At 70.8% G+C, this 10,722-nt stretch carries 9 protein-coding genes and 1 pseudogene; 5 read left to right on the top strand and 5 right to left on the bottom strand.

The features are described 5' to 3' along the window. The coding region (locus ACFXMF_RS44050; RefSeq protein WP_380021177.1) for a HutD family protein at positions 1-607 on the bottom strand (607 nt) is incomplete at its 3' end. Between the two features lie 95 nt (positions 608-702). Between ACFXMF_RS44050 and ACFXMF_RS44045 the strand changes: the two are divergent. After that, positions 703-1,661 (top strand): annotated as a pseudogene (locus ACFXMF_RS44045) (formylglycine-generating enzyme family protein). Positions 1,662-1,758: 97 nt separating this feature from the next. Here ACFXMF_RS44045 and ACFXMF_RS44040 read toward each other — a convergent pair. The 3 genes from ACFXMF_RS44040 to ACFXMF_RS44030 all read right to left on the bottom strand — a co-directional run bounded on the left by ACFXMF_RS44040 (position 1,759) and on the right by ACFXMF_RS44030 (position 4,052). Next, a complete protein-coding gene (locus tag ACFXMF_RS44040; RefSeq protein WP_360308941.1) occupies positions 1,759-2,091 on the bottom strand; it encodes a cupin domain-containing protein in 333 nt (110 codons plus the stop codon). A 264-nt stretch (positions 2,092-2,355) separates the two neighbouring features. Beyond that, complete coding sequence (locus ACFXMF_RS44035) at positions 2,356-3,579, bottom strand: MFS transporter (protein WP_379991890.1); 1,224 nt, start codon at positions 3,577-3,579, stop codon at positions 2,356-2,358. A gap of 161 nt (positions 3,580-3,740) precedes the next feature. Next, a complete protein-coding gene (locus tag ACFXMF_RS44030) occupies positions 3,741-4,052 on the bottom strand; it encodes a helix-turn-helix transcriptional regulator (protein WP_360308929.1) in 312 nt (103 codons plus the stop codon). Positions 4,053-4,305: 253 nt separating this feature from the next. Here ACFXMF_RS44030 and ACFXMF_RS44025 point away from each other — a divergent pair, with 253 nt between their 5' ends. Continuing rightward, complete coding sequence (locus ACFXMF_RS44025) at positions 4,306-4,653, top strand: SPW repeat protein (RefSeq protein WP_360308926.1); 348 nt, start codon at positions 4,306-4,308, stop codon at positions 4,651-4,653. A 148-nt stretch (positions 4,654-4,801) separates the two neighbouring features. Then, positions 4,802-5,335, top strand: coding sequence for a hypothetical protein (locus ACFXMF_RS44020; RefSeq protein ID WP_379991891.1), 534 nt, complete (start codon positions 4,802-4,804; stop codon positions 5,333-5,335). Positions 5,336-5,344: 9 nt separating this feature from the next. Here the strand turns inward: ACFXMF_RS44020 and ACFXMF_RS44015 are convergent, their stop codons facing one another. After that, on the bottom strand, positions 5,345-6,193 hold the full coding sequence (locus ACFXMF_RS44015; RefSeq protein ID WP_360308920.1) for an SAM-dependent methyltransferase: 849 nt from the start codon (positions 6,191-6,193) through the stop codon (positions 5,345-5,347). Positions 6,194-6,531: 338 nt separating this feature from the next. Here ACFXMF_RS44015 and ACFXMF_RS44010 point away from each other — a divergent pair, with 338 nt between their 5' ends. Beyond that, on the top strand, positions 6,532-8,679 hold the full coding sequence (locus tag ACFXMF_RS44010; RefSeq protein WP_360308917.1) for a hydantoinase/oxoprolinase family protein: 2,148 nt from the start codon (positions 6,532-6,534) through the stop codon (positions 8,677-8,679). Between the two features lie 2 nt (positions 8,680-8,681). Beyond that, a complete protein-coding gene (locus tag ACFXMF_RS44005; RefSeq protein ID WP_379991892.1) occupies positions 8,682-10,556 on the top strand; it encodes a hydantoinase B/oxoprolinase family protein in 1,875 nt (624 codons plus the stop codon). Positions 10,557-10,722 lie beyond the last annotated feature (166 nt).

Raw genomic sequence — 10,722 nt, 5'->3', positions numbered from 1 at the left:
TCGCCCACGACACGCCCTGCCCGGCCCGCGGCCCCGCCCCGGGCGCGTCGTCGGCCGGCGCGGACAGCACGTACCACACGCCCGCGTGCCCGGCGGGCGGGCGCACCGGCGCGTGCACCCGGTGCACCCGGGCGGCCCATCGCCCACGCCGGGTCATGATGTTGAGCACCCGGGTGGCGCCGCCCAGCAGCGTGGCCCGCAGCGCCGTGTCGCCGGAGAAGGCGAAGGGTTCGCCGAGCCGGTCCAGCCGGTGGTCGAGCCCGTCGTCGCCGACCAGATGTACGCCGTCGCCCGCCAGCAGGGTGATCGTGCGATCGACGCCGGGGAACGCGGAGAACGGCCCGTCGGCGGCGATCGTCGCGATGCTCGCGCGCCAGTCGAAGTCCGCCTCGGCCGCGTGCGGGGGCGACTGCGACCCGATCTCGCGGGTGTCGCCACCGCCGTTGCGCCACGGGCCGACCGGTAGCGTCTCGACGTCGAACGGGTTCATCACGCGCATGCCTACCTCGGGTCGGAGCCGCTCGGGCCCGCCCATGATGCCGGCGTGCCGGCCGGCGGCCGCCCGCGCCCGCTGTGCGCGGCTACCGTCGCAGTCGACCGTGCCCACGCCTGCTTATATGCCATGGAACATAATGCTCGCGCAGTGCGACCGACGACGATGAGCAGCCGATGGACCCGTCCGACACCCCCAAGAGCTGCTGCATGCCCGCACGCGGCGCCTCGCCCGCGCTCTCCCCGGCGCTCTCGATCACGCAGCCCGCGGCCCGCCGCGAGGCGCCGGCAGCCGCAGCCGCCGACGACGCGATGGTGCTGCTGCCGGGCGGCGGGTTCCCGATGGGCACCGAGGACGCCGAGGGCTTCCCCTCCGACGGCGAGGGCCCGGTGCGCCCGGTGCGGGTGGACCCGTTCCGGATCGACGTGTGCGCGGTGCGCAACGCCGAGTTCGCCGAGTTCGTCGCCGCGACCGACTACCGCACCGAGGCCGAACGGCTGGGCTGGTCGTACGTGTTCGCGGCCTTCCTGCCCGGCACGTTGCGGCGCGGCGCCCCTCGACCCGAGCGGGCGCCGTGGTGGTGCGGGGTGCGCGGAGCGCGAGTTGGCGGCTGCCGGAGGGGCCGGGCAGCTCGATCGAGGAGCGCGGCGACCACCCGGTGGTGCACGTGAGCCAGCACGACGCGGACGCCTACGCCCGCTGGGCGGGCAAGCGGCTGCCCACCGAGACCGGGTGGGAATACGCGGCGCGCGGCGGCTTGGCGCGGCGGCGCTACCCGTGGGGCGACGAATTGGAGCCGGGCGGCGAGTACCGCTGCAACATCCGGCGCGGCAGCTTCCCCACCAAGCACACCGCCGCGGACGGGTACCGCGGCACCGCACCCGTGCGCGCCTTCGAGCCCAACGGGTTCGGGCTGTACAACGTGTCCGGCAACGTGTGGGAGTGGTGCGCGAACTGGTGGTCGGTCGACCACGGCGGCGCGCACCCCGCGGTGAACCCGACCGGGCCCGCCACGGGCCGGGACAAGGTGCTGCGCGGCGGGTCCTACCTGTGCCACGACTCGTACTGCAACCGCTACCGGGTGGCGGCACGCACGGCCAACACCCCGGACGGCTCCAGTGGCAACACCGGATTCCGCTGTGCTCGGGACGCCGCTCCCACGCCGTGATGCAGTAGGTTCACCAGTACATATGAACCGGCCCGGCCCGGGCGGCACGCTCACCCGCCCGGGCCGAATGTCGAGCAGCGACCGACGACCGACGCGGTCAGCCGCGCTTGGCCACGGTGAGCAGCACCGCCGAATCCTCCAGCGCCTCCAGGCTGTGCCGCGTCTTCGGGGCGACCAGAAAATCGCCGGACCGCCCCTCCCACGACGCATCGTCACCGATCAACACGACCCGCCCGCGCAACACCATCAACGTCGCCTCGCCGGGATTCTCGTGCTCGGCCAACACGGTGCCCGCGGTCAGCACGATCAGCGTCTGCCGCAACGTGTGTTCGTGGCCGCCGTACACCGTATGGGCGCTGCGTCCGGTCGACGAGGCGGCGGCGAGCTTGAGCAGTTCGCGGACCTGGGCATCCAAGGAGAGCTTTTCCATGCTCACAGTGTGCACAGCCCCGATCACCAAACCCCCGAACGACCCAACCCGATCAGGGCCGCACACCCTCCGCGGCACCGATCCGCGCGCCCACCCGACAGGATTCCGGTGATCGATCGATCGAGAGAGCCACCGGCGCGTGGGCGAGAGCGAGGGGCGGAACCGGACGCGTATCGCGCGCTGATCGGCACGCTCGCCGATTCGTCGTCCTGAGCTCCCGCCCCACCCGTGCGACCCGGCTCGCCGGGGTCCGCCGGATCGGACCTACGCCGGCTCGGCCGGGGTGAGGGTGTCCGGTGTCGGCAGCCGGGCGGGCGTCGACGCTCCTTGCCGGTGCCGGTCGACGCGGTCCAGGCGGAGGCGTAGCAGCATCGTGGCGAGTGCGGCCACGGCGAAGGCGGCGCCGACCCAGGCCAGTCGGTGTGCGCCGGCGGCGCTCAGCACCCAACCGCCGACCGTGGTGCCCGCGGTGATGCCCAGGTTGGAGAAGGAGATGAACAGGCTGTTGCCGAACTCGGGGAAGTCCCGGGCGTCGCGTCCCAGCCAACTCTGGCTGACGATCAGCCCGCCGGAGTGCACCGCGCCCCAGAGGGGGACCGCGACGATCATGGCCGCGGCGTACGGGCCGACCGCGTAGAGCAGCAGGTAGACGGCCAGGCACAGGGCGGGAAACAGCAGCACCGTGCGAATCGGGTCGCGCCGCAACAGGGCGCCGAACGCGAAGTTGCCCAGGATCATCACGACGCCGAACGCCATCAGCAGCGCGCCGACCCAGGACCCGTCCAGGTCGGTGACCTCGCCCAGGTATTCGGCGAAGTAGCCGTAGACCGAGAACATGGCCGCGAAGACCAGCACCACGGACAGGATGGTCAGCCAGATCCGGCCGCCGCGCAGCACGCCCACCTGGGCGCCGTAGGAGTGTCGCCGCTCCACCGGCATCGCCGGGAGGAAGCGCAGGATGCCCACGAACGCGATCAGGTTGACCACGGCGGCGAACCAGAACGCGGCCTGGAGGGAGAGGTGTTCGGCCAGATAGGAGGTCAGCGGCACGCCGAAGGCGAAGCCCGCGGTGACGCCGCCGAACACGCGCGTGGTGGCCCGGGTCGCGTCCCGGGCGGGCACCAGCCCGGCTGCGGTCGCCAGCGCGACCGAGAAGAACACCGGGTGGAAGACGGCGGGGATGATCCGGAAGGCGAGCATCACGTCGAACCGGGTGGTCAGCGCGTACACCGCGTTGGACACGGCGAACACGGCGATCGCGGTCGCGAGCACGCTCTTGCGGTCGATGCCCGAGGCGAGCAGCGTCATGAACGGCCCGGACACCGCGATCACCAGGGCGAAGACGCCGACGAGCAGCCCGGCGGTGGACGCGCTGACGTCGAGTTCGTCCGCCACCTGCGGCAGTACGCCGACGATGCCCATCTCGGTGGTGATGATCCCGAACACGCCCAGGGCGAGGGTCAGGATCATCAGGGAGGTGTTTCTCATCGGGGCCCGGCCTTTCGTTCTCTCGATACATATCGAGATATGTAGATGGGTTAGCCCATGACTCGGGGCATGGCGATGCCCGCCCCCGCCGGCCGCGTGCGGCGTCGGCGGGGATCGTGGTGGTGCGGGACGGGGGGTGCCGCGCTCCCGGTTCGATCCGGTCAGAGGTCGGTGCGGACGTACTCCGCGAAGTCGGCGATCGCCCGTTCGTTGCGGCGGTAGTAGGTCCACTTGCCGATGCGCTCCGAGTCGAGCAGGCCGGCGTCCTTGAGTGTCTGGAGGTAGCCGGACACCACCGACTGGGCCAGCCCGGCCCGGGCCTGGATGTCGCCGACGCACACGCCGATGTGGAAGCCCAGGCCCTGCTGTCGGTAGGAGTTCTCGTCGAAGTACTTCGCGGGCTCCTTCAGCCACTGCATGAACCGGAGCCGTGCCGGGTTGGCGAGCGCCTTGTGAATGGCCAGCGGGTCCACGGAGTACCTTCCGAAGCGGGGTTGCATCCAAGTTTCTAGATATGTAGGCGTCGAGTCAACTCGGTGAGGAAAATATGCGGTAAATATTCAGGTTTAGGCGGATTAGCCGCAGGTGCGTGGGCTATCAACCGGGGGACCGCGATTCCTCGGAAAGAGGGTGGTGGACGTGTCCTCGTCGACAGCGTCACCGATTGAGCAGCATCCGGACATAGTCACCCTTCGAGCCCACTCCGAACGGGCCACGACCGGCCCGGTGGCACAGGCGGCCGAGGCTCTGGGCATGCTGTGCGGCGTCTACCTGGCGGCATCCCCGTGGATCGTCGGGTTCAACGGGTTCACGACTCTGACGACGGTCAACCTGATCACCGGCGTGGCGCTCGCGTTTCTGATGGGCGGCTTGGGCTCCGCCTTCGGGCGCACGCATGCGATGAGTTGGGCCGCGTTCTGCATCGGTGTCTGGACGATCGTGGCCCCGTGGGCCGTCAACGGTGCCGTCGACACCACCCGCACCATCACGAGCAACGTGATCGTGGGCGGCGTGGCGTGCCTGATGGCGCTGATTCTCGCGCTGCGCGGCGTGGTCGGACTGCGCCGCTTGTAGCACCTGGTCGGTGATCCGAACCCAGACAGTGATCCGAACCCAAGACCGGGCCGCCGGTCGGCTCCGCCGGCGAACGGTTCGCCTCGGCGGATACCGCCCGGCGCACCCCGCCTCTCGGCCGTGCCGCGGTCCCGGATGGGAGGTGGACGTGGTGGACGGACCTTCGCTTTCGGGCCGGGAACGCCGGGTGCTCGCTCGGCTGGAGAAGTCGCTGCTCCAGGACGAGCAGTTCGTCGCGCTGTGGCACGTGTTCGAGGACCCGATAGACCCGAAATCCGGCTCGGCTCCGCGCCGACGACGCGTGCGTGTCCGTGTGCACCCGCTACGGCGACTGCGGGTGCCTCTGCATGTGCCGGTGCGGGCACTGGACCGTACGCGGGCGGCGAAGTGGTCGGCTTTGACGTTGTCCGGTGCCGCGATGGCCATGCTGGTCGCGGCGGTCCTGACCGCGTCCGCGGTGGTCGACCTGGTGGCGATCGGCATGACCATGCTCACGCTGTGCGTGGTGGGTCTGTTCGGTTACCTGCGGTGGTTGCGCCTGGACGCTCCGGGTGCGGCGCGTGTGCCGCACGGGGCACACCCCAGCCACGCTCCCGGTCGAACGCACACGGCCGACGACCGAGGCGCCGACCCGGACGACCGCGGGCCCGACCCCGGACCGCGTCCGGGGCGGGGAGGCTGATCGGCGAGGTCATCGGGGCAGTCGGCCGATGCCGCCCACCGACAGGTGGCCCTCGGGAGTGAGCGGTTCGACGACCGGCTCGTCCGGACGCCACAGGGGGAGCAGAACCACGCCGGGTTCGACCAGTTCCAGACCCGCGAAGTAGCCCTCGATCTCCTCCAGGGCGCGAAAACGTCCGCTGCCCAGTTGGGTCAGGAAGATCTTCTCCAGCGCGCGGCCCTCCGGCGTGGAGTCGCAGAAGTGCGTGATGAATATGTAGCTGCCCGGGGGCAGTGCGTCGCGGTAGGCGCGGACCACGCCGGCCGGGTCCTCGTGGTCGGCGAGGTGGTGCAGGACAGCCACCAGGAGCAGGCCCACGGGTCGGCTCAGGTCCACCAGTTCGCGCAGCTCCGGCAGGGCGAGCACGGCCGCCGGATCGCGCAGGTCGGCGGTGACCACCCGGGTGCGGTGGTTCTCGGCGAGCAGTGCGCGACCGTGCGCGAGCACGATCGGGTCGTTGTCCACGTAGACGACCGCAGCGTTCGGATTCACCTCCTGGGCGACCTCGTGGGTGTTCTGCACGGTCGGCAGCCCGGATCCCAGGTCGACGAACTGGTCGATGCCCTCGGCCGCCATGTAGCGCACGCCGCGGGCCAGGATGTGCCGGTTGGCCCAGGCGCCCTCGTTGGTCAGATCCTTGAGCGCCTCGTCGGCGATCGCCCGGTCCACCGCGAAGTTGTTCTTGCCGCCCAGGATCGCGTCGTAGACCCGGGCGATGCTGGGCACCGTGATGTCGATGCCGGTCGGCGCCCAGTCCTCGGGCGACTCGCCGGCCGGCGGTGTGGAGAAGCCCCATTCGTCCTGCTCGCGCTCAGCCATGGTGCTCCTCGTCGGTGTCGGGTCGGTGTGTCGTGGGGTCACCCGCTGCGACCACCGCGTTTGCCGACCCTATCCGAGCCCTGTCGATTTTTCGGCAACTTCCGTTCCTTACCCGCGAGTTCGGTCGATCGACGAGCGGCCTGAGCGGGGCTTTCGGCGGATTGGTCCAGACCTCATGCTCGGCCGCTGCTCACGGGAATAACCAAGTGTTGCCGAGTCCCTTGGCAGAAGTTGCCGATTCCGAGGTGGGGGGCGGCGAAGTTGAATCGCTGACAGCAGCCGGGCGACCAGCCCTCCGCGAATGCGATTCCCCTGCCCCCTCCGATTGGAGCGCGCTGATGACGCCTGCCGCAACGGCGGGACCCCGCCGACGGATCCGGATCGGTATCGACACCGGCGGAACCTTCACCGACGTGGTCGCCCTGGACGAGGAGTCCGGCGAGCTCGTCACCACCAAGACGCCGTCCACGCCCGCCGACCCGGCGGACGGCTTCATGAACGGTATCGACAAGGTGCTGGGCCTGCTCGGCTGCACCGGAGCCGACGTCACCGCCGTCGCGCACGGCACCACGGTGGCCACCAACCAGCTCCTGGAAGACAAGATCGACCGCCTCGGGTTCATCACCACCGAGGGCTACGAGTACATCCTGGAGATCGCCCGCCAGGCCGTGCCCGACGGCTACGGCAACTCCTACTTCTGGGTCAAGCCCGACCGGATCGTGCCCGTGGACCTGGTGCACACCGTGGGCGGCCGGTTCGACTACAAGGGCAACGAGGTCCGCCCGTTCGACGAGGAAGGCGCCCGTACCGCCGCCCGTCGACTGCGCGAGCAGGGCATCGCGACCATCGGGGTGTGCTTCCTGCACTCCTACGCCAACCCCGCGCACGAGCTGCGGATGCGCGAGATCCTGCGCGAGGAGCACCCCGACGCGGTGGTCTCGATCAGCTCCGAGGTGCTGCGCGAGTACCGCGAGTACGAGCGTTCGATGACCACGCTGGTGGACGCGGCGGTCAAGCCGAGGGTGGCCCGCTACGTCAGCGGCATTCGCCGGCGTCTGGACGAGTTCACCACCGAGGCCGGCGGCACCGACTCCGCGCGCCGCGTGCCGTTCGCGATCATGAAGTCCAACGGCGGTGTGCTCTCCGCCGAGGAGGTCGTGCACCAGCCGATCACCACCGTGCTGTCCGGCCCGGCCGCCGGCGCCCTGGGCGCCGCGCTGATCGCCGAGAAGGCCGGCTTCGACAAGGTGCTGACCTGCGACGGCGGCGGTACCTCGACCGACGTGTCGGTGGTGCTGGGCGGCGAACCGACGCTGACCACCGAGGGCTCGATCGGCCGCTACCCCTCCAAGATCCCGATGATCGACGTGGTCACCGTCGGCGCCGGCGGCGGCTCGATCGCCTGGATCTCGCCCGAGGGCACGCTCAAGGTCGGCCCCCGCTCGGCCGGCGCCGACCCGGGCCCGCTGTGCTACGGCAAGGGCGGCACCGAGCCGACCATCACCGACGCACACGTGCTGCTCGGCCGGATCCCCCCGCACCTGCTCGGCGGCGAGATCCCGCTCGACGTGGACGCCGCCCGCGAGGGCCTGACCAAGTTCGCCGCCGAACTGGGCATCGGCGTCGAACAGTGCGCCACCGGCATCCTGGAGATCTCCGCCTGGAACCAGGCCAACGCGCTGCGCCAGATCACCGTCAAGCGCGGCCTGGACGTGCGCGACTTCACCATGGCCACCTTCGGCGGCTCCGGCTCGCTGCTGCTGTGCCGGCTGATCGACATCCTCGGCCTGGCCGGCGTCATCGTGCCGCGCGACCCCGGCAACGTCTCGGCGTTCGGCCTGCTCACCGTCGACGTGCGGTGCGACTACGTGCAGACCGCCGTCGGCGGCCACCCGGATCTCGACCACCCCAAGGTGGCGGGCATCTACGCCGAACTGGCGGGCAAGGCGGGCGAGGCCCTGGACAAGGAGGGCTTCGCGGCCGAGGACCACCGCTACGTGCGCACCGCCGACCTGCGCTACTTCGGCCAGGCGTTCGAGGTGCGGGTGCCGGTGCCGGACGGGCCGTTCGACGCGGCACTCGCCGACGCGGTCGCCGAGGGCTTCCACGCCGCGCACGAGCAGTTGTACGGCTACAACTTCCGCGGCGACGCGAGCCAGCCCGTGGAGTGGGTGAACCTGCGGGTCACCGGCGTCGGCCCGATCCGCCGCCCCGAACTGCGCGAACTGCCCGGGCGCGACGGCGGCGTCGAGCGGGCCCGGACCGGCACCCGCCCGGTGTGCTTCGTCGACCGTGACGGGTACGTGGACACCGCCGTGTACGCGCGGGCCGAACTGGCCCCGGGCGACCTGGTGAGCGGCCCGGCCATCATCGAGGAGTTCGGCTCCACGATCCCGATCCACCCCGGCTTCGACGCCCGCGTGGACGCCTACGGCAACGTCGTCGTCACCCGCGACACCACCAACACCGCCTCGAAGGGAGCCTGAGCATGAGCGCCACCGCCACCACCCCGCAGGACGCGCTGCACGGTGTGGACCCCGTGCTCCTGGAGATCGTCGAGGGCACCCTCGCCTCCGTCGAGATGGAGGTCGAGACCGCGATCGGCCGCACCTCGCGCTCGCCGATGATCCGCGACGCACACGACTTCCGGGCCGGTATCCACGACCGCAAGTTGCGCAAGCTGACCGGCCGTTCGTACTCGGCGCTGGTACACCCGGTGGCTCGGGACTTCCCGCTGGAGACGATGCGTCCGGGCGACGTGTTCTTCCACAACGACGTCTACGAGTCCGAGGGCGGCATCGGCCACCTGCCCGACCTGTGCGTCACCGTCCCGGTCTTCGCCGACGGGCAAGTGGTCGCCTTCGTCCAGGCGTTCGGCCACCACGACGACATCGGCGGTTGTTGCCCCGGGTCGATGCCCTCGGGCGCGACCAGCGTGTACGAAGAGGGCCTGATGGTCCCGCCGATCAAGTTGTGGGACCAGGGCGTGCCGAACCAGGCCGCGCTGCGCATCATGACCCGCAACTCGCGGATGCCCGACTCGCTCGCGGCCGACCTGGACGCCGAGTGCTCGGCGTGCCTGATGGGTTCGCGCCGACTGGGCGAACTCTTCGAGCGCTACGGCCGGGAGACCGTCGAGGCGTGCTTCGACGCGATCCTGGACAAGACCACCGAGACCTACCGGCGCGAGATCCTCTCCAAGATCCCGGACGGCGAGTACGTGTGGGAGGACTACGCCGAACACGACGGCGTGGACGAGCCGATGCTGCACACGCAGCGGATCACCCTGACCAAGACGCCCGAGAAGATCGTCATCGACTTCACCGGTACGTCCCGCCAGGCCAAGGGCCCGATCAACCACTGCGGCGACTACGCCGACGGCAACTTCCTCAAGAAGTGGCTCGCACCGATCCTGCGCAACCTCGCGGACACCCCCGAGCGGATGGCCGAACTCGACGTCAACGAGGGCGTGGTGCCGCTGATCGAGATGAAGTTCCCGGAGAAGGGCACGCTGCTCACGCCGATCTTCCCGGCGCCGACCAACGCCCGTACCTTCGTCATCCTGCGCCTGCTCGGCGTGCTGGCCGGCGTGCTGGCCAAGGCCGTCGACGGCAAGATGCCCGCCGACCAGGAGACGATCCGCTACACCGGTGTGTACGGACACGACGCGGACGGCCGCTCGTACCTGATGCGCGAGGTGCTCGGCGGCGGTTCCGGCGGGCGCTACTACGCGGACGGCGAGGACACCATCCACGTGGTGCCCGACTCGCGCAACCTGCCCACCGAATTCACCGAATCCCGCTTCCCGTTCCTGGTCGAGCGGCTCGGTCTGGCCGCCGACTCGGGCGGCCCCGGGCAGTTCCGCGGCGGCCTGGGCTACGAGAAGCACATCCGGATGTTGCTCGACGCGTCCTTCATGTCCATCGCGGACCGCTCGATCCTGTCCTGCTGGGGAGTCAAGGGCGGCAAGGCCGGCCGCTCCTTCCAGGTGGTGATCGACCCGGGCGGCCCCAACGAGCGCGAGATGGACGGCCTGGTCGACGACGAACCGGTCAAGGCCGGCGAGGTGATCCGGATCCGCACCACCGGCGGTGGCGGCTGGGGCGACCCGCTGGACCGCAAGACCGAGTCGGTGCTGCGCGACGTGCGCTGGGGCAAGGTCTCCCGCGCCGCCGCGGCCGACGACTACGGCGTCGTGCTCACCGGCGAGGGCGACGACCTGGCCGTGGACGAGGCGGCAACCACCGCGCTGCGCGCCTCCGTTCGCGCGGAGCGCCCCGAGGTCGAGCCGTTCTTCGACCGCGGCCCGGGATACGCGCTGCTGTCGGGCGGCAAGGCGTTCCCGGAGGTGGACCTGCTGTAGCCCTGCGCTCCGCCGCTCGGTGCTCTCCGGGCTCTGGCGGCACCCCGAACGGCCGCGCCTGCTTCGCGATCGGGAGGCGCGGCCCACCAAACACAGCCGACCCCGACCGTTTCGACGGCCGGGGTCGGCTGCGTATTGGTCGCGCACCCGGTCGGGGGGGTGGGGT

Origin of the sequence: Embleya sp. NPDC059213, assembly GCF_042754445.1 — a bacterium.
GTDB lineage: Bacteria > Actinomycetota > Actinomycetes > Streptomycetales > Streptomycetaceae > Embleya.
Note: the sequence above shows the minus strand (reverse complement) of the source record. Positions and strands in the feature narration are given on the sequence as shown.

What these genes read in the sequence shown, in the direction of transcription:
- ACFXMF_RS44040 (WP_360308941.1), bottom strand. Translation starts at nt 2,091, where the DNA reads ATGGAAAAGCTCTCCTTGGATGCCCAGGTCCGCGAACTGCTCAAGCTC.
- ACFXMF_RS44035 (WP_379991890.1), bottom strand. Translation starts at nt 3,579, where the DNA reads ATGAGAAACACCTCCCTGATGATCCTGACCCTCGCCCTGGGCGTGTTC.
- ACFXMF_RS44015 (WP_360308920.1), bottom strand. Translation starts at nt 6,193, where the DNA reads ATGGCTGAGCGCGAGCAGGACGAATGGGGCTTCTCCACACCGCCGGCC.
- ACFXMF_RS44010 (WP_360308917.1), top strand. Translation starts at nt 6,532, where the DNA reads ATGACGCCTGCCGCAACGGCGGGACCCCGCCGACGGATCCGGATCGGT.
- ACFXMF_RS44005 (WP_379991892.1), top strand. Translation starts at nt 8,682, where the DNA reads ATGAGCGCCACCGCCACCACCCCGCAGGACGCGCTGCACGGTGTGGAC.